At 60.2% G+C, this 18,877-nt stretch carries 19 protein-coding genes; 15 read left to right on the top strand and 4 right to left on the bottom strand.

The features are described 5' to 3' along the window. Positions 1–3: 3 nt before the first annotated feature. Together IVB47_RS07785 and IVB47_RS07780 are read right to left on the bottom strand one after the other, a co-directional pair. Complete coding sequence (locus IVB47_RS07785; protein ID WP_247460848.1) at positions 4–1,323, bottom strand: type II toxin-antitoxin system HipA family toxin; 1,320 nt, start codon at positions 1,321–1,323, stop codon at positions 4–6. Further along, on the bottom strand, positions 1,323–1,574 hold the full coding sequence (locus IVB47_RS07780) for a helix-turn-helix domain-containing protein (RefSeq protein ID WP_247460846.1): 252 nt from the start codon (positions 1,572–1,574) through the stop codon (positions 1,323–1,325). Before IVB47_RS07780 ends, IVB47_RS07785 begins: the two co-directional genes overlap by 1 nt. A gap of 385 nt (positions 1,575–1,959) precedes the next feature. Here IVB47_RS07780 and trbB point away from each other — a divergent pair, with 385 nt between their 5' ends. The 11 genes from trbB (at position 1,960) to IVB47_RS07725 (ending at position 11,528) form a co-directional block, all read left to right on the top strand. Continuing rightward, the gene (gene trbB, locus IVB47_RS07775) at positions 1,960–2,922 is read left to right on the top strand and encodes a P-type conjugative transfer ATPase TrbB (protein WP_247460844.1); all 963 of its coding nucleotides are present in this window, start codon (positions 1,960–1,962) and stop codon (positions 2,920–2,922) included. Between the two features lies 1 nt (position 2,923). Then, on the top strand, positions 2,924–3,250 hold the full coding sequence (locus IVB47_RS07770; protein WP_247460842.1) for a TrbC/VirB2 family protein: 327 nt from the start codon (positions 2,924–2,926) through the stop codon (positions 3,248–3,250). Further along, positions 3,250–3,513 (top strand): VirB3 family type IV secretion system protein, encoded by a 264-nt coding sequence (locus IVB47_RS07765; protein WP_247460840.1) that lies wholly within the window; start codon positions 3,250–3,252, stop codon positions 3,511–3,513. The genes IVB47_RS07770 and IVB47_RS07765 overlap by 1 nt, the downstream gene beginning before the upstream one ends. Positions 3,514–3,523: 10 nt before the next feature. Next, positions 3,524–5,965 (top strand): conjugal transfer protein TrbE, encoded by a 2,442-nt coding sequence (gene trbE / locus IVB47_RS07760; RefSeq protein WP_247460838.1) that lies wholly within the window; start codon positions 3,524–3,526, stop codon positions 5,963–5,965. Further along, a complete protein-coding gene (gene trbJ / locus IVB47_RS07755; RefSeq protein ID WP_247460836.1) occupies positions 5,962–6,693 on the top strand; it encodes a P-type conjugative transfer protein TrbJ in 732 nt (243 codons plus the stop codon). Before trbE ends, trbJ begins: the two co-directional genes overlap by 4 nt. Next, on the top strand, positions 6,693–7,049 hold the full coding sequence (trbK-alt, locus tag IVB47_RS07750; protein ID WP_247460834.1) for a putative entry exclusion protein TrbK-alt: 357 nt from the start codon (positions 6,693–6,695) through the stop codon (positions 7,047–7,049). The genes trbJ and trbK-alt overlap by 1 nt, the downstream gene beginning before the upstream one ends. Beyond that, the gene (gene trbL / locus IVB47_RS07745) at positions 7,046–8,275 is read left to right on the top strand and encodes a P-type conjugative transfer protein TrbL (protein ID WP_247460832.1); all 1,230 of its coding nucleotides are present in this window, start codon (positions 7,046–7,048) and stop codon (positions 8,273–8,275) included. The genes trbK-alt and trbL overlap by 4 nt, the downstream gene beginning before the upstream one ends. A 97-nt stretch (positions 8,276–8,372) precedes the next feature. Continuing rightward, positions 8,373–9,056, top strand: coding sequence for a conjugal transfer protein TrbF (gene trbF / locus IVB47_RS07740; RefSeq protein ID WP_247460987.1), 684 nt, complete (start codon positions 8,373–8,375; stop codon positions 9,054–9,056). Between the two features lie 17 nt (positions 9,057–9,073). Further along, a complete protein-coding gene (gene trbG, locus IVB47_RS07735; protein WP_247460985.1) occupies positions 9,074–10,081 on the top strand; it encodes a P-type conjugative transfer protein TrbG in 1,008 nt (335 codons plus the stop codon). Continuing rightward, entirely contained in the window at positions 10,078–11,286 is a 1,209-nt protein-coding gene (locus IVB47_RS07730) for a TrbI/VirB10 family protein (protein WP_247460830.1), read from the top strand. Before trbG ends, IVB47_RS07730 begins: the two co-directional genes overlap by 4 nt. A gap of 5 nt (positions 11,287–11,291) precedes the next feature. Then, the gene (locus tag IVB47_RS07725) at positions 11,292–11,528 is read left to right on the top strand and encodes a DUF2274 domain-containing protein (protein ID WP_247460829.1); all 237 of its coding nucleotides are present in this window, start codon (positions 11,292–11,294) and stop codon (positions 11,526–11,528) included. Here IVB47_RS07725 and IVB47_RS07720 read toward each other — a convergent pair. Beyond that, entirely contained in the window at positions 11,504–12,451 is a 948-nt protein-coding gene (locus tag IVB47_RS07720) for a LysR family transcriptional regulator (protein WP_247460828.1), read from the bottom strand. The genes IVB47_RS07725 and IVB47_RS07720 overlap by 25 nt on opposite strands. A gap of 122 nt (positions 12,452–12,573) precedes the next feature. Continuing rightward, positions 12,574–13,632, bottom strand: coding sequence for a LacI family DNA-binding transcriptional regulator (locus tag IVB47_RS07715; RefSeq protein WP_247460826.1), 1,059 nt, complete (start codon positions 13,630–13,632; stop codon positions 12,574–12,576). A gap of 214 nt (positions 13,633–13,846) precedes the next feature. Between IVB47_RS07715 and IVB47_RS35515 the strand changes: the two genes are divergently transcribed. The 4 genes from IVB47_RS35515 to IVB47_RS07695 all read left to right on the top strand — a co-directional run bounded on the left by IVB47_RS35515 (position 13,847) and on the right by IVB47_RS07695 (position 17,880). Then, positions 13,847–14,860 (top strand): mandelate racemase/muconate lactonizing enzyme family protein, encoded by a 1,014-nt coding sequence (locus IVB47_RS35515; protein ID WP_346730786.1) that lies wholly within the window; start codon positions 13,847–13,849, stop codon positions 14,858–14,860. A 25-nt stretch (positions 14,861–14,885) separates the two neighbouring features. Continuing rightward, positions 14,886–15,683 carry an SDR family oxidoreductase gene (locus tag IVB47_RS07705; protein WP_247460825.1) on the top strand — a complete coding sequence of 266 codons (798 nt, stop codon included), beginning with the start codon at positions 14,886–14,888 and terminating at the stop codon, positions 15,681–15,683. 20 nt (positions 15,684–15,703) lie between these two features. Beyond that, positions 15,704–16,417, top strand: coding sequence for a ribonuclease activity regulator RraA (locus tag IVB47_RS07700; RefSeq protein ID WP_247460824.1), 714 nt, complete (start codon positions 15,704–15,706; stop codon positions 16,415–16,417). A 122-nt stretch (positions 16,418–16,539) separates the two neighbouring features. Further along, on the top strand, positions 16,540–17,880 hold the full coding sequence (locus IVB47_RS07695) for an MFS transporter (RefSeq protein ID WP_247460823.1): 1,341 nt from the start codon (positions 16,540–16,542) through the stop codon (positions 17,878–17,880). Positions 17,881–18,877: the final 997 nt, after the last annotated feature.

Below are 18,877 nucleotides of genomic sequence, written 5' to 3'. Positions count from 1 at the left end.
GACCTAAGCGCCGCTCTCCGTCGTGACGAGGCTTTTGAGGCGTCGCTTGGCGCCGGTCGCGATGGATTCTGCCATCGCCTGCGGGAAATCCTTCGGCAGCTTCGCAATCGTTGTGTCGATCTTCGTGCCAGCTGTATCCGCGAGCTCTTCGATGATACCGCGAACCACGCTGTCGGGCAGGCCGCAAGTCTTTGCGGTTTGCATGAAATGCCGACCGAGAACCGTGTGCACCACATAGTGGCGACTATTGCCGATCGCCATGGCGAGCTTCATTTGGTTTTGTGTGATCTGCTTGGCATCGAGGCTCGGTTGCGTCGAGATGATGTCGTACAGCGGCGCGAGGACGAACCGTCCGCCGGGCGAGAGGCGGATGCTGAAGTTCTTGGCGTGGCCGTCAGTGGCCGCCAGAAACCAAAAGACAATTTGTGCCTTGAAGAAGGTCGCTTGGTCGGTCGCCGGCGTATCGCTGCCTTTGAGGAGATCAGAGATATTTCGGATGCCCGGGCCGCCGTCCGATTCGTATTTGCGCCCGGGCGGGACGGAAAGCGCCTGACAGCAATCTTCCTGTGGCAGGCGCAAAAGCCGTCCGTCGCGCGTCCATGTGCGGTCAAAGCGTTCAATGGCGAGCACGCGCCGGCCCGCGAAATCAACGATGCGCGACTTGGCGACGGGCAAGTCGAGTGCGGCGACGAGCTTCAGGCAAAGATGCTCGTTTTCAACGCTGTGGGTCAGGTCGACGCCGTTCGGTAACCTGCCGATCTGCGGTTTGATGATGTGCGTGGTGGCGGTCGTGCCGTGCGGCACATGCCACTTGTCCTCCCAGTAGAGAAGGGCGGTTTTTTCCTGGGCTCCAGCAAGAGAGATACGAAACTCCTGATCGGGACCGATGCCGAGCGGATTGTTGGCGAGATTGGCAAGGATCGCCGCGATGTCCTGATCGCTCGCGACGCGAGCGTCAATTGCGCCCGCCGCTCCGGGTGCCGTTCCATCCGGAAGGAATTGCAGGGCGCCGATACAGTCGCGGCCGATCGCGGAAAGCAGGCTGTAAGCATCGGCTCCGCCGGCATGCGCGCGTTCGGCGACACGCCGGCGGATGTCGTCGTTATCGGGAAGCAGGTTATCGAAGACCGCGATGACGGGGTCACCGATATAGCGGTCTTCGCGTAGAGGCATCGATACCGAGACCGGGATGGCGTTCTCCCATCCCAGCCAAGCTTCGTCGTATTGGAAGTCGATAGCGCCGCTGCCCTCCCGCCGCAGCCGCCCGACCAAACGAGCGTTCAGGTAGACGTTGAGAGGCGTTCGGAGAGGACGGCGTCCCATCAGAACAAATCCTCGATAGCTTTGGCCGACACCTTCGTGCGTGGCCGGAGGACCAGTTCCAGGTCGAGCGCGGCCAGCGCATCCATGAGGATGCGCAGTTGCGTCGCTGGTTCGCCGGCCTCCAGCTTCGAGACAGTCGCTTGGCGCGCGTGCATCTTGTCGCCCAAGCTGCCTTGGGTGAGTTTTTTTTGCCGGCGGTGCCGCTTAATGGCGGCGCCAAGCTGCTGCGGGGTGCGGGCGATCGTATCCATTGGGATAGAATACGCAAAAGCGTATAAAATGTCCATATACGCGGAGGCGTATACATAAAAATATACGATATCGCGTATACTAATCCAATATACGCAATCGCGTATATCGATTTAGCCCGATCACACCGGCAGGCGGCATGATTGAATGAATAGCCCCGGCGCCACGGTAATACTCATGACCGCGGACGATGAGGCACAGTAGTGAACAGCAACTCGCCGCGACCCGATGCGATTGAGTAAGCCTCAAACGTCGGTTCTCAGTCTTTCTTTTTCTACGCCAGTCTACGATCACCGAAAGCGCTTGTTGCGCTAAGCCCATTGGTGCCTTTTCTAATCATCCCCACCTGAGGCCCGCTGTGGAGGTCCTCATTGGGTGGGGGCGTCGATGGCAATCCATTCCTTTCAATCGGAAGCGAATTCGCGCGGTGCGCGAATGCTGCGTAGCGCGCTTGGCGCGGCGATTGCGGGCTACCTCGAGGATGAAGCGATCATCGAGGTGATGCTCAACCCGGACGGGCGGTTGTGGATTGATCGGTTGTCGAGTGGCCTGATCGATACAGGCGAAACACTGTCCGCAGCGGATGGCGAGCGCATTGTTCGCTTGGTGGCGCATCACGTCGGCGCGGAGGTACATGCCGGCGCGCCTCGGGTCTCGGCCGAATTACCCGAGACCGGCGAGCGCTTCGAAGGTCTCTTGCCTCCCGTCGTGGCAGCTCCGGCGTTCGCGATCCGTAAACCCGCTGTCGCCGTCTTTACGCTCGACGACTACGTCGCCAGAGAGATCATGTCCTCGGAGCAGGCCAGGATACTGAGGGGTGCGGTCGCCGCTCGTAAGAACATCCTGGTCGCCGGTGGGACATCGACTGGCAAGACAACGTTGACGAATGCGCTCCTGGCCGAGGTGGCAAAGAGTTCCGATCGAATCGTTCTGATTGAAGACACGCGCGAACTTCAGTGCAAGGCGCCCAACCTTGTAGCATTGCGGACCAAAGATGGCGTGGCGACGCTATCGGATCTCGTTCGGTCCTCGCTGCGACTGCGTCCCGATCGTATCCCGGTTGGCGAGGTTCGCGGTGCCGAAGCGCTCGATCTGCTCAAGGCCTGGGGCACCGGCCATCCTGGTGGCATCAGCACGATTCACGCGGGCACCGCGCTCGGTGCCTTGCGGCGGCTTGAGCAGCTTATCCAGGAAGCCGTCATTACGGTTCCGCGCACCCTGGTCGCCGAGACCATCAACCTCGTCGCCGTGCTCGCAGGTCGCGGCACCGATCGTCGCCTCACCGAACTCGCTCTCGTGACGGGGCTTGGCGCCGCCGGCGACTACAGCCTTTCACCAGCAGGAGACTGACATGCGTCCACGATTTCGTATTCTTCGAGAAGCTGCTCTGCTGGCGATCGCCAGCCCGGTGGCTCTGACGACAGCGCCCGCATGGGCGGCCGGCTCGAACATGCCCTGGGAGCAGCCGCTCAATCAGATCCTGCAATCGGTCGAAGGCCCCGTCGCCAAGATCATCGCCGTCATCATCATCATCGTGACCGGGCTTACCCTCGCGTTCGGCGATTCATCCGGCGGTTTTCGCAGGCTGATCCAGATCGTGTTCGGTTTGTCCATCGCGTTTGCCGCGTCGAGCTTCTTCCTGTCGTTCTTCTCCTTCGGCGGCGGCGTGGTGATCTGATGGACGATGTGGTCGCAGGTTTTGTCGTGCCCGTTCACCGCGCACTCACCGAGCCGATCCTGATGGGTGGCGCGCCGCGTTCGGTCGCGATCGTCAACGGCACGTTGGCGGCTGCCCTTGGACTCGGTCTGCGGCTCTGGATCGCAGGTCTTGTCCTCTGGTTCATCGGCCACATGGCCGCCGTCTGGGCCGCCAGGCGCGATCCCGCCTTCGTCGGTGTGGTGCGCCGCCATGTGCGCATTCCCGGTCATCTCAACATCTGAGCCCTCGATCATGATGAACCTTGCGGAATATCGTCATTCCAATACGCGCCTCGCCGACTTCCTGCCATGGGCAGCACTGGTCGACATGGGAATCATCCTGAACAAGGATGGTTCGTTCCAACGGACTGCAAAGTTCCGGGGACCCGACCTTGACAGTGCGGTGCCGGCTGAACTTGTCGGTATCGCAGGTCGTCTGAACAACGCCCTTCGCCGCCTGGGTTCTGGCTGGGCCGTATTCGTCGAGGCGCAGCGTCATTTTGCCGGCAGCTATCCCCCGAGCACCTTCCCAGATGTCGCATCTGCATTGGTCGACGCCGAGCGCAGAGCTCAGTTCGAGGAAGCCGGCGCGAACTATGAGTCCAGCTATTTCCTGACCTTCCTCTATCTGCCGCCGGAGGAGGGCGCAGCCAAGGCAGAGCGACTGCTCTATGAAGGGCGCGATCGCACCGTTGGCGCAGATGCTCGCGAGGTGCTGCGCGGTTTCGTTGACCAAACCAGCCGCGTGCTCGGGCTTCTTGAAGGCTTCATGCCGGAATGCGCATGGCTCGATGATCAGGCCACGCTGACCTATCTGCACTCGACGATTTCGACCAAGCGTCATCGCGTGCGTGTGCCCGAGATTCCGATGTACATCGATGCGCTGCTCGCAGATCAGCCGCTGACCGGCGGGCTCGAGCCGATGTTGGGCCCAGCCAATCTGCGTGTTCTCACGATCGTCGGCTTCCCGGGAGCGACCACTCCGGGGATCCTGGATGATCTCAATCGCCTGCCGTTCTCGTACCGCTGGTCGACGCGCGCGATCATGCTCCACAAGACCGATGCCACCAAGCTCTTGACCAAGATCCGCAGGCAGTGGTTCGCCAAACGAAAATCCATTGGCGCCATCCTCAAGGAGGTCATGACTAACGAGGCGTCGACGTTGCTCGATACCGACGCCAACAACAAGGCACTTGATGCCGACGCCGCCCTGCAGGAACTGGGTTCGGACCAGATCGGACAGGCCTTTGTCACGGCAACCATTACGGTGTGGGACCGCGATCCCAATGCTGCCGACGAAAAGCTTCGGCTCGTCGAGAAGGTCATTCAGGGTCGCGATTTCACCTGCATGATCGAGACGGTGAACGCCGTTGAAGCCTGGCTCGGCAGCCTGCCCGGGCATGTCTATGCCAATGTGCGGCAGCCGCCGGTTTCGACCCTCAACCTTGCTCATATGATTCCGATGTCGGCCGTTTGGGCGGGCGAGGCGAGGGATCTGCATTTGGGCGGTCCGCCGCTCCTGTTCGGCAAGACCGAGGGTTCGACACCGTTCCGGTTTTCGCTTCACGTCGGTGACGTTGGCCATACCCTGGTGGTGGGGCCTACGGGAGCTGGCAAGTCGGTCCTGCTTGCCCTCATGGCAATGCAATTCCGCCGCTACGCGAACTCCCAGGTATTTGCGTTTGACTTCGGTGGTTCGATCCGGGCGGCCGCGCTCGCCATGGGCGGCGACTGGCATGATCTCGGTGGTGCCTTGTCTGACGGCGGCGATCAAACCGTGGCCTTGCAGCCGCTAGCCTGGATCGACGATCCCTCGGAGCGCGGATGGGCCGCCGAATGGGTCGGTGCAATCCTGGCACACGAAAAGGTCGAGATCACTCCGGAGGTCAAGGATCATCTGTGGTCGGCGCTGACGTCTCTCGCTTCCGCGCCGACGCAGGAACGCACCCTGACGGGGCTGTCGGTCCTGCTGCAATCGAATGCCCTAAAACGCGCCTTGCAACCCTATTGCCTCGGTGGCTCGTCCGGGCGCCTGCTTGATGCTGAATTCGAGCGCCTTGGGGAATCCTCCGTCCAGGCGTTCGAGACCGAAGGGTTGATCGGAACGAGTGCGGCGCCTGCAGTGCTGACTTATCTGTTCCATCGCATCGGAGACCGTCTCGACGGCCGTCCCACGCTTCTCATCGTCGATGAAGGTTGGCTTGCCCTTGACGATGAGGATTTTGCCGGCCAGCTCCGGGAATGGCTGAAGACGCTTCGGAAGAAGAACGCCTCCGTCATCTTCGCCACCCAGTCGCTATCCGATATCGACGACTCCGCCCTCGCGCCGGCGATCATCGAAAGCTGCCCAACCCGCTTGTTGCTGCCGAACGAGCGGGCGATTGAACCGCAGATTACGGTTATCTATCGTCGTTTCGGCCTGAATGATCGCCAGATCGAGCTTCTGAGCCGGGCAACGCCCAAGCGTGACTACTACTGTCAGTCCCGGCGCGGCAACCGAATGTTCGAGCTCGGCCTTGGTGAGGTCGCGCTCGCTTTCACCACAGCCTCTTCCAAGACCGACCAGGCTGCCATCGCGCAGCTCCTCTCCGAACATGGACCCGACGGCTTCGTCCCGACCTGGTTGCAACATCGCGGCGTCGCCTGGGCCACGGACCTGATTCCCAGTCTCGTCAATCTGGAGAAATCGCAATGAGGCGCCTTGGTCTATTTGCCGCCGCCGCCACGATCGCCCTGACGCTTTGCGTCACGGCGCCCGCACGAGCGCAGTGGATCGTCTTTGATCCCAACAATTACGTCCAGAACGTGCTGACCGCGGCGCGCGAGCTGCAGCAGATCAGCAACCAGATCACCTCGTTGCAGAACGAAGCGCAGATGCTAATCAATCAGGCCAGGAATCTGGCGAGCCTGCCGTATTCGTCCCTCCAACAACTGCAATCATCGATCCAGCGGACCCAGCAGCTGCTGAGCCAAGCCCAACGCATCGCCTACGACGTCCAGCAGATCGATCGCGCGTTCTCGACCAGCTATGCGCCAGCCAACGGCAGCCAATCCAGCCAGCTGCTGATCACCAATGCTCAATTACGTTGGCAGAATTCTGTCGCCGCGTTGCAGGACGCGCTCCGGGTTCAGGCTGGCGTTGTTGGGAACCTCGACACCAATCGCGTCCAAACATCGGCGCTCGTGACCTCAAGCCAGGGTGCCAGCGGCGCCCTGCAGGCGACCCAGGCCGGCAACCAGATCCTCGCGCTTCAGGCGCAGCAACTCGCCGATCTTACCGCCACTGTGGCTGCGCAGGGCAGGGCACAGAGCCTTGAAGCGGCGCAGCGCGCCGCAGCCCAGGACCACGGTCGCGAACAGCTGCGGCGATTTCTGACGCCAGGGCAGGGCTATCAATCCCATGACGTGCGGATGTTCCACTGATGACCGATACAGGCCCATTCAAAGCGCTATCGCTACTCGTGTCAGTCGGGGTTCTGGTCGTAGCAGGCTGCGTGATCCAGCTCCGTGGGACAGAAGATACGTCTGTGGCGTCAAAGGCAGAGCAGATCAAAGACGTTGACCGTTCCGAGCTTGCGCGCTGCCGCACCGTTTCTTCCGAAGATGCAGCGGACTATCAGCATTGCCAGAAGGTCTGGGCCGAAAATCGTCGACGGTTCTTTGTCAGGCGGGACGGTGCTGCCGCTACACCAACGGGCCTGACGCCCGTACCAAAAGATCAGAGCCGGGTGCCGCAGGGATATTCGGCCGCCGGGGTGCCGGAGGAAGCTAAGCCATGACCGGCACCGGCATCATCGACCAATTCCTTGAGACATTCACCCGCTACATCGACAACGGCTTCGGGCTTTTGGGTGGCGAGGTCGGGTATCTCGCGACTACGCTGGCTGCCATCGACCTCACGCTTGCCGCGCTATTCTGGAGTTGGGGCACGGACGAGGACATCATCGCGCGTCTCATCAAGAAAACGCTGTTCGTTGGGGTCTTTGCCTATCTGATCGGCAATTGGAACAACCTCGCACGGATCGTCTTCGAGAGCTTTGCCGGGCTTGGTCTGAGAGCGTCCGGTTCAAGCCTTTCCGCGTCAGACTTCTTGCGGCCGGGAAAGATCGCCCAGGTGGGGCTCGATGCCGGAAGGCCGATGCTGGATTCGATCTCGAACCTGATGGGCTACATCAGCTTCTTCGAGAATTTCGTGCAGATCGTCGTTCTCCTGTTCGCGTGGGTCGTGGTGCTGCTCGCCTTCTTCATTTTGGCGATCCAGCTCTTCGTCACATTGATCGAGTTCAAGCTGACGACGTTGGCCGGCTTTGTGCTAATTCCCTTTGGCCTGTTTGGAAAGACGGCCTTCGCGGCGGAGCGGGTCCTCGGCAACGTCATATCGTCCGGGATCAAGGTTTTGGTCATAGCCGTCATCGTGGGCATTGGCTCAACCCTGTTCTCACAGTTCACGGCCGGTTTTGGCGGCGGGCAGCCTACAATCGAAGATGCGATGACCCTGGTGCTCGCGGCCCTCTCCTTGCTGGGGCTCGGTATCTTCGGTCCCGGAATCGCAAACGGCCTGGTATCGGGCGGACCCCAGCTCGGCGCCGGCGCCGCAATTGGGACGGGCCTTGCTGCCGGCGGCGTTGTTGCGGCGGGTGCCGGCCTTGCCGCCGGTGGCGCTGGTCTTGCTGGTGGTGCGCTCGCAGGTGCGGGGCGCGGTGGGGCTGCCATGGTGAGTGGCACATCCGCGGCGTATCGAAGTGGTGGCCTTGCTGGCGTCGCGGAGGCAGGTGGCTCGGCTGCGATGAGCCCGTTGCGTCGAGTCGCGGCCACATTCGCCGGCAGCGGTCAAGCGAGTGAGCCAGCTGCGAACACGGCGACAGAGGGGCAACCCGATTGGGCGCGGCGCATGAAACGCGCCCAGACCATTCGGCATGGTGCGTCGGCGGCCGGCCAAGCGGTGCGCTCCGGCGATCATGGGGGCAGCGGCTCTTCTGTCGATCTCTCGGAAGGAGAGCGCTGACAGGGAGCCAACCTGCCGGTTCGCCGGGCGCCAGCAGCGGCGTCAAACCGGACACCGCGACACGAAACCAATCACTCGATCTCAAGGGCAACTCTCCATGTTCAGACGACCTTCCGTTCACTACGGGCGCATGCCCGAGCCGGTCACGCCCTACCAAAAGGCAGCGCAAGTCTGGGACGAACGCATTGGATCTGCGCGCGTGCAGGCCAAGAATTGGCGCTTGATGGCCTTCGGTTGCCTCATGCTCTCGGGCGGCCTGGCCGCTGGAGTTGTTTGGCAGTCAGCACAGGGATCAATCACGCCATGGGTGGTCGAGGTCGATCGCCTGGGCCAGGCCCAGCGGGTTGCGCCAGCCAATATCGATTATCAGCCTACAGATGCTCAGATCGCCTATCATTTGGCGCGCTTTATCGAGGACGTCAGAGGCCTGCCGGCCGACGGCATCGTTCTGCGCCAGAACTGGCTTAGGGCCTATGACTTTACGACCGATCGTGGCGCCGCCGCGCTCAACGATTTTGCGCGCAACAACGATCCCTTCGCCAAGTTGGGCAAGGCGCAGATCTCCGTCGAGGTGTCGAGCGTCATCCGTGCGTCGTCGGAAAGCTTCCGGGTGGCGTGGACCCAACGCCTTTACGAGAACGGCTCATTGAGCGCGACCGAGCGCTGGACCGCAATTCTCACTGTCGCAATCGAAACGCCGCGAGATGCCGAACGGCTGCGCAAGAATCCGCTTGGCGTCTACGTCCGCGCCATCAACTGGTCAAAGGAGCTGGGGCAGTGATCAAGACGATGCGTAACATGTGTTCAAAAGGTCCGATCCAATACCGCAGGTTCAGCTCGAGCAAGCTCGCGGCTTTGAGGCGAGCCCTTTTTACTGCTCTGTTGCTTAGCACATCCGCCCTAGCTGGATGCGCCACCTACATTCCGCCGGAAATCAGCTATGACGCCGAGGTCCCGCCATTGCCAGCACCTCCAGCGTCTCTTAGCGACCGAGCTCGCCCGCTTCACGTTCCACCGCTCTGGAAACCGGTTCTCGGCGGCAAGTCGGGGGCGAAGGAAGAGGCTGAACCCGTGAGCCGGGTTGAGACGGCAAATAGTGCGGCGCGGGTCGAGCCGCGCAAAAAGGGGTATTTCAATGCCGCGCAGATTTACGCCTTTAGCCCCGGGGCACTTTACCAGGTCTACGCCGCTCCCGGACAGATCACGGACATTGCGCTGGAAGAAGGAGAGCAATTGACGGGATCTGGACCGATCGCGGCCGGAGATACCGTGCGCTGGGTCGTGGGAGATACGGAGAGCGGGAGCGGGGACACGCGTCGCGTCCATATCCTGGTGAAGCCGACCCGGGCTTCGATCGAAACCAATCTTGTCGTCAATACCGACCGGCGCACCTACCTGATCGAGCTCCGCTCTCGCGAACGGCCGTACATGCCATCTGTTGCCTGGTACTATCCGGAAACCGTTCGCGAACGATCGCGCTCAGTCGCCCTCAGACCTGCAATTCCAGCACCGGCGCAGCGTGTCTTTCGTTACGCTATCGAGGGCGACAGCCCACCCTGGCGGCCACTCGCTGCGTATGATGACGGGCGGAAGGTTTATATTGAATTCCCGCAAGGGATCGCCCAGGGGGAGATGCCACCGCTGTTCGTCATCGGTCCTGACGGCAAGACCGAGCTCGTCAACTATCGCGCCCACGGCAGTGTGTTGATCGTGGACCGGCTGTTTGCAGCCGCGGAACTGCGGCTGGGCGGTGAGCACCAGCAGAAGGTCAGAATTGTCCGGACCGACGGGAGGCCGTCGTCATGAACACGCAGAACGAACATCATCCGGAGGCGATTCCGCCGCAAACGCCGGAGGAGCAATCCAGGAGCTTCCGCCTCCGAGCCGAACCGCCGCGGGTCACTCGATTGTCTCGCAAGGTACTGGCGGGAGGGAGCGCGGTTGCTCTGCTGGTTATCGGCGGAGCCGTCTTGTGGTCATTGCAAAGCAATCGCCCACGCAACCAGACGATCGACGAGCTCTATAGCACCGATCATCACAATCTCGCCGATGGCATCGAGGCGCTCCCGAAGGATTACGGTGGGGTCTCACGCCAAACCGTGCCGCAGCTTGGTCCACCGCTCCCAGGCGACCTCGGTCGACCGATCCTGGCCGCTCAAGGCCAGTCGCCGACGACCGGCGGAGATACGGAACAGCAACGCCGGGATCAAGAGAGCGAGGCGGCCCGTATCAGCCATCTGTTCGCTTCGACCAACGGGCGAGAAGTGCGCCCGCCTGCCGCTACGGCAGCTGGAGGCGAGCGCGTCGTGCCGCCGAACGCAATGAGCGTCAGCAACGATGGATCTGCGCAGAACGCGCAAGACCGAAAGCTTGCCTTTGTGAACGCTTCTGTGGATCGCCGCACGGTGAGCCCTGACCGAGTCACTAGGCCTGCTTCACCGTATATCGTGCAGGCTGGGACGGTGATTCCGGGAGCACTGATCACTGGGATCAGGTCAGACCTTCCCGGCCAAGTCACGGCACAGGTGACAGAGAACTTATACGACACTCCAACCGGTCTTTTTTTGCTCGTGCCCCAGGGAGCGAAGCTGATCGGCAGCTATGACAGTCAGGTTTCGTTCGGCCAGTCTCGAGTGCTGCTGGTCTGGACCAGGCTTATCATGCCGAACGGCCGCTCAATTGTTTTGGAGCGGCAGCCCGGCGCCGACAGCGCAGGCTACGCAGGGCTCGAAGACCAGATCGATAATCATTGGGGTGAGCTATTCAAGGCGGCTGCGTTATCGACGTTCTTAGCTGTCGGGACGGAACTAGGCGCCGGCTCCGACACCAATAGCAACGACAGCGCCGTCATTCAGGCGTTGCGGCATGGCGCCTCCGACTCACTAAACCAAACTGGACAGCAGGTAGTTCGGCGCAGTCTCAATATTCAGCCGACGCTCACGATCCGTCCGGGATTTCCCGTCCGTGTGATCGTAAATCGCGATCTGGTCCTGCAGCCTTATGCGAGGTAAACGTTGTGTCGAAGTTGAAGATTACCACGCTCCCAGACAACAAGCCGGTAAAGATTAGTACGGAACTGCCTGCGAGTGTCCATCGAGATCTGCTCGCCTATGCGGATCTGATTGCTCAACAGAGTGGACAACCGGCTGATCCAGCGAAGCTCATCGCTCCGATGCTCACGAGGTTTATGGCTACCGATCGCGCTTTTTCCAAGTCACGTCGGCAGGCTCAGCGATCCGACAAGGACGGATAAAGCTCCGCGAGCAATCCGATCAGCTTTTCAAGAGCTGGGTTTTCGTTATCGGGTCGCCAGTGCGCAGAGAATGCGATCTGGCTGGGTCCTGTACCGTCTCGCACCTCTCGATAGACGAGCCCGGCGAAGCTGGCCCCGATGTCTGATTCCGTGACCAGGCTGATACCAAAGCCCATGCTGACCAGGCTCTTCACTATTCCGCGGCTGACGTCGTGCCATTCAACCAAAGGTCGATCAGTCGGTGATACCAGCTTGGAAATGAGCAGGTCCTCAAATTCCGAGCCTGGATCGTACTGACTCAGCAAGAGCTTTTCGCCGCGCAGATCGGTCCAGAAAATCGACTCTTCATTCGTCAAACGGTGGCCCTTCGGCAGCGAAAGGAGGATCCGCTCACTCCACAGAGGAATTGCACCATCCTCAGAAATTGAAGCCGCCCCGGTCATAAAGACGAGGTCGAGTGTACCGGTCTTGAGGCTATGAAGTAGGCGAGATCGGGACCTCTCGACGGTCGCGAGTTCCGTTTCGGGAAAGCGCCTTTTGAATTCGAGCAGACTGGCCCTCAGATTGCCCGATGACATCGAGGTGTAGAACCCAACGGAGAGGTGCTCGCGGGCAAGTCCGATCCTCCGCCTGCCAGCAGCCGCAAGGACTTCAACCTGTTCCAGTATTAAACGTGCGATGCGGAGGACGCTGCGCCCCTCCGCTGTAAGACTTAGACCGGCGCTGGAGCGAGTAAAAAGGCTTATGCCGAGCAGTTCCTCTAAACGCTTTACCGACCTACTCAGGGCCGAATGACGCGTTGAGAGCGCATCGGCGGCGCGGCGAAAGCTGCCGTAGTCAGCAGCAGCAATGGCGCAGCGAAGATGAAACAGCTCAATCCTTGATGCTCCTGTCTTAGCGCAATCTTGCTCAGCTCTCTTCATGTTCAATTCCGACGTCTGCGGCTTGTCCTGTTGGATGTTTGGTCAGGAAGATCGACCTCAGGTAGAAAATGTCAGCGGCCTTTTATCACCTGAGCTGCGGCGAACCGCGAGGCAAATGAGTACTATTGAATACTTCGTACGCGGCCGGTACTTGATCTGACGACCAGCCGGGTTTGGATCTCGTTCACTCGCAGTACTGCTTTGCCATTCGAGCGATTGACGAGATATTCGCCTGCGGTAACGCCAATGTTGTCCGCAGGTACGGATATGGTCGTAAGAGGGGGATCGAGGTAAGCCGCGAAATCGAGATCGTTGAATCCGGTGACGGAAATGTCTTCCGGAACAGAAAGCCCGCTTTCTTTGGCTTCGATGAGCGCTCCGAAGGCAAGCTGATCGTTGCCGCATATGACCGCAGTGGGCCGAGTTGCTCGGGCTAAAAGACTCCGCATGGCAAGCCGCCCTTCAAGAATGCGATAGGGTCGCTCGATCATCCACTCAGCTGGGAGCTTGAGGCCTCGCGCTTCGAGCGCTTGACGAACTCCAGCCACGCGATTCGCTGCACGGTCATTGTGTAGCATCCGGCCCGCAATCACTCCGATATCAACGTGACCGAGATCAAGCAGATATTCGGTGAGCCGACGCGCCGCCTCAACGTTGTCGAATCCAACACATGGATGGGTATCGCTGAGCGTCCAGGTCTCCACGAACGGGAGCTCCTGGTGCTCAAGCATGGGAACGAGTTCGGGATGATGCTCCCCACCTACGAGGAGCAACCCGTCAATGCCGCGAGCCATTAAGAGCGAGCACTCTCGTAGCTCCGCTATGGGATCATAGTCAGAACTCGCCACAAACAAGGTGTAGCCAGCTGCGTCGAGCCACCGTTGCAAGGCACCGATCGCCACGGCAAACCCCGAGTTTTCGATCGAAGGGACAACGGCTCCAATGGTCCGGGTCCGTCGCGAGGAAAGAGCACGCGCCGCTCCGTTTGGAATGTAGTTCAAGTCGCGGCAAGCCCGCCGAACCCGCTGCACGGCATCTTCTGCAACCGTGGTCACCCCATTCAGCACGCGAGAGACCGTGGCGGTGGAGACCCCCGCCGCGCGCGCCACGTCAATGACGCTGACCTGCGCGCCTTCTGGAGGCGTACGAAATCGCTTTCTTGGCCCGGTTCCCTGCTCCATCACCAATCTTTCACTAAAATCCGCTGAATCCTCGTTATTGACTCCACCGCCAGCTTGCAATACGGATCGCAGAAGTAATCGTTTACTTTACGAAGAAAGTCGAGGAAATGACCAGGATTGCTTCTGTCGAGGCCCGTACCGTCAAGATCCCCTTGGATCAGGCCACTGCTTTTGCCCGTCGTCAGGTCACCCAGCGTAATACGCGCTTGTCCGGATCCGGACCCAAGAGGGGATCGAAGGCATCGGGCACTGCTATGGCGGTCATGCCGCCGCGGCGCTCGTGAGCGAAGCTGTGCGCCAACTGCTCCGCCCCCTTCTTATGGGGCGCGATTCTTGCGAAACCGAAATCCTTTGGCAGGAAATGTATCAGGAAGCCCTACTGCACGGTCGGGCAGGCTCCGTGATGCGTGCCATCAGCATCGTGGATACAGCTCTGTGGGACTGCAACGCGCGGTCCGCAAAGTTGCCGCTGTACAAATATCTCGGCTCGGCAGCGCGCGACAATGTCCCAGCATACGCCAGCGGTGGTTATTACCTCGAAGGCAAGACCCCGGACAAGCTGGGTGAGGAGTTGGCGTCCTACGTCGCGCTCGGCTTCAAAGCAGTGAAGATGAAGGTCGGGCGGCTCTCCCCAGCCGATGAAGAGGCCAGGATCGCTGCAGCCCGCAAAGCAATCGGCCCTGACGTGCTTCTGATGCTCGATGCAAACAATGCGTGGTCCGACGTACCAACCGCGCTCCGGTATATGCAACGCTACGAAAGCTACGACCCCTATTGGATCGAGGAGCCGTTTAGTCCGGATCAAATCGATGCACACGCTGATCTGGCTGCCCGAACACGCGTGCCAGTTGCTACTGGCGAGATCGAGGCTGGCAGGTGGCGCTTCAAAGAGCTGCTGGACAAGAAAGCTGCGTTGATTCTGCAGACTGACGCACTGGTTTGTGGCGGCGTTAGTGAATTCCGCAAGATCGCGGCGCTCGCCGACGCCTACGGCGCCACGATGTGCCCGCATTGGTTTCACGATGTTCATGTGCATCTCGTCGCTTCTTCGCCGAACGCTCGTTTCGTCGAATTTTTTGCCGACGACAAAGTGCTGAACTTCCGGCGGATTGTGGATCGCCAGCTGGAAATTGAAGGAGCAGGTCTCAAGCTTCCGACCGCGCCAGGCCTTGGCTACCGATTCGACGAGGCCGCGATCGGCGGCTGTGACGCTGACGTCTGGTCCTGACCGTGATCAAGATGGGAACAGCATCATGGATCTAGGATTGGCAAACCGCACGGCCCTCGTGCTCGGAGCCGGTGGCGGACTAGGACGCGCGATTGCTGTGGCACTCGCGCGGGAAGGTGCTGGTGTTGCAATCGCCGATATCAGCGCGCAGGCCCTTGTCGAAACGGCTCAGGCAATCGAGACATTGGGAGGCCGTCAGGCCCCCCGCGTGCTGTCAGTCGTGTTCGATCTTGCTGATACGCCAAGCATTGGGCGGCATCTCGCCCGAATCGAGCGCGAACTCGCACCTGTCGATATCCTCGTAAATAACACCGGAGGACCGCCGCCTGCGACTGCAAGTGGTCAGGATTCTGCGGCGTGGCAGCGCGCGTTCGAGATGATGGTTCTCTCGGTCGTAACGACCGCCGATTACGTGCTTCCCGGCATGCGCGCGCGAGGCTTCGGTCGCATCATTACCTCGACGTCGTCGGGAGTTGTTGCGCCGATCCCAAATCTCGCATTTTCCAACGTCCTTCGATCCACGCTTCTCGGCTGGTCGAAAACACTTGCGGCTGAGGTTGCGGCCGATGGCGTCACGGCCAACGTCCTGGTGCCCGGCCGTATCGCAACCGCGCGGACCATGTTTCTTGACGAGCAGAAGGCGCGCCGCCAAGGAAAATCCATTGAAGACGTCGCGGCCGAAAGCGCGAGATCGATACCGTTGAAACGCTACGGCAGGCCGGAAGAGTACGCAGACGCCGTCGCCTTTCTCGCTAGCGAACGAGCATCCTACATCACTGGCTCGGTCATCCGCGTTGACGGCGGGCTGCTGGCTAACATCTAACACCAGAACGAGGAATACCTATGAGCGACACGGAGATTTTCGAGATCTTCCGGGCTTTGTCGACAGCCACGATCACAACCGTTTTGCTGAAGAAGGGCCTGCGAAACGTCTGGATGCGCGGACCGCAGCCGCTGCAAGCCGTCGACCAAAGATATGTCGGAAAGGCCTTCACTTTGCGCTTCGTTCCTGCGCGTGAGGATCTCGCGACGCCGGCCTCCTGGGCATCTCCGCTATCGACGCGGGCGGCGATCGAAGACATGCCGGTCGGCGCAATAGCTGTGGTCGATGCCATGGGCGTGCGTGATGCGGGAATTTTCGGCGACATTCTATGCGCGCGAATGGTGAAGCGCGGCGTCGCGGCTCTGATAACAGACGGAGTGATGCGCGATGTCGCTGGTGTCCTTGGCACAGGCCTTCCGGTCTTTGCCAGCGGCGTGGCTGCACCGCCCTCTGTGGCTGGCCTAACTTTTGTGGGCTGGCAGGAGCCGATTTCTTGCGGAGGCGTCGCCATCTTCCCGAGCGATCTCATCGTGGCTGATCGCGACGGCGCGGTCGTGGTGCCGAAGGATCTGGTGGCGGAGATCGCGCGGGAAGCCCCTGATCAGGAGGCCCTGGAGGCCTGGATTATGGATGAAGTGCACAGCGGCGCACCGCTGCCCGGGCTCTATCCTCCAAATGCCGAAAACAAGGCTCGCTTCGAGATGAGCCGAGCCCAACGACGCAGATCTCACTGACCGCCTTCTCGTAGGAGCAGATCACGAGCAAGTCTACATGACGCTCTCACGCAGTATGTTCAAGCGGCCGGTAGAGCCGCCGCAGTTCTCAATGAAAAAAAGACGCTTAAAGGAGGAAAGCCATGACGGGCGACATCGAAAAGACGACCATTCGCAAAGCATTTCTGAGGCTGATGCCTCTACTGCTCTTGTGCTACTTCCTCGCCTATATTGACCGGGTGAATATCGGCTTCGCCGCGTTGACTATGAATAAGGACATTGGGCTTTCTGCTTATACATATGGGCTCGGAGCCGGCTTGTTCTTTTGGGGCTATTTCTTTTTCGAAGTGCCGAGCAACTTGATTCTCGAAAAGCTGGGTGCCCGGCGATGGATCTCCCGCATCATGGTGACGTGGGGGCTCGTATCAGCCGGAATGGTGTTCGTAACAGGGGAGACAAGCTTTCTTGTCATGCGCTTTCTACTCGGCGCAGCCGAAGCTGGCTTCTTCCCTGGCATTATCCTGTATCTGACCTACTGGTTTCCCTCAATATATCAGGCGCGCGTGGTCGCCGTGTTCTCAGTTGCTATCCCGCTGTCTCTCGGGATTGGCGCGCCGCTTTCCACGAGTATCATGCTCCTCGAAGGCGTGGGAGGGATACATGGTTGGCAGTGGCTGTTCTTGCTTGAGGGATTGCCCACCGCGGTTGTCGGCTTCATCGTTCTAATGGTGCTTCCTGATCGTCCTCTCGACGCCAAATGGCTTTTGGAGGGCGAACGGGCTTGGCTACAGGCAACGATCGAACGAGAGCGTCAATCTGTCCAGGCCACTCACGGGACGTCGGTCTGGAGAATCGTTCTCGATCCGCGAGTTCTTGGGCTGGCAATGATCTATGTCGCTAACACGACCGCCAACCTTGGGCTCGCTTTCTTTCTACCGCAAATCATCAAAGGCTTGGGCCTTTCCGATCTGCATACCGGACTGGTAACTTCCATTCCATACATCTTCGGCACGCTTGGGATTTTGGTATGGGGCTACTTTTCGGACCGCTTCAGCGAACGGCGCTGGAGCCTATTCGCAGCACTTGCTCTGGCTGGCACCGGACTGGCCGGAGCTGCGTATATGGGGAGGTCGGAAGCAGCGGTCGCGTTTATCTCTCTCGCAGCCATTGGCATTTACGGCACCAAAGCTCCCTTCTGGGCTTTGCCGTCGACATTCCTTACAGGGAGTGCGGCTGCAGGTGGCATCGCCTTGATCAATTCTATCGGCAACCTCGGGGGATTCTTAGGGCCAACTATCGTGGGCTGGGTACGCGAGAAGTCTGGCAGCTTCGATATGGGTCTGTACGTACTTGCCGCAATTTCAATCGCGGCCTCATTTGCTGCGCTTATCGTCGTTAGGCCGCGGGCGGACGCATCACATTCAGCCAACAACCGCGCCATGCTTGAGGCGAAGGTTCAGAACGGCGGCGCGGCGAGCTCCTAACGAGCGCCTCGATTGAAGACTCTTGTCGGGGTGCCTTCTCGGCGACGCGCACACATCTCTCGCAAGTGAGCGGCCGGCAACCTCCCGCCCGGTCGATTGAGCGACGCCTAACTGCGGGCCCGGTCGAGTACCGGGCCCGCCTTTTAGGCGCCTTTATGCCCGACATTTGCCAACAGCGGTTTGCCGAATAGGTCCTTAATACCTTGGCGGAGTCGTCATCCACGTCGGTTAGCGTTTCTTCCATGCGCAGCGAAGGCCATCGTTCCGCTTGTGTAGTTGACGCTGGCGCTTTCAGAATGGCACTCGAGCCGCGACGAGGTGCGTGGCCTTGAGGTCGCGCGCGGCGCCGACTTGGCGGACGGCGTCCGGGACTTCGGCGCGAGCAGCGTAGGGAACGGACGCGCCAGCGCTGCTGGCCCACTGTCACACGGTTCGGTATTACCCACGCTGCAAACTGCGGCCGCCCTCGAAGTCCGGAACGCCTGCGGTGCGACTACTGAGCGGCTGGCGGTTCCTACTTAGGAAAAACGCGTGAGAGTTCATAAGATGCACCGTCGGGTTCGCGCCGACGCCGTTCTCAGCCAAGACGACACGCTCTAATCGTGTTTCCGACCGAGCGAAAGTGGTTTACGGAAGCGACTGGGTGGCAGTGACGTTTCTAACGAATGCAATTGAACTGAAACTCATATTTGTCGCTGAACGGCCAGTGCTCAGTACGATCTTTTCCCCCAGAGGCAAGCTGGGCGTTGTGGCCCGATTTGGCAGATAATCTTGAGCTTGATCGGCCGCGAGCTGGTCGCAAGCTTCGTCGTTCTTGCAGGAAACCTCCAGCCGGACGGAGACTGGCGTGCTGAGCAACACCTTTACCTCAGCCGAGCGTGCTGGCAACAAGTAGAAGAGCCAACAGCAGGAGGGGTGATTTTCATCGTTTTGGGTGCCGGAACTCGCCGTCAAATATGTCTGGCACAACGGATGCTTGTCTATCGGTGACGTTTTT

The sequence above is a fragment of the Bradyrhizobium sp. 62 genome (assembly GCF_023073035.1).
In the GTDB taxonomy this organism is placed as follows: domain Bacteria; phylum Pseudomonadota; class Alphaproteobacteria; order Rhizobiales; family Xanthobacteraceae; genus Bradyrhizobium.
Note: the sequence above shows the minus strand (reverse complement) of the source record. Positions and strands in the feature narration are given on the sequence as shown.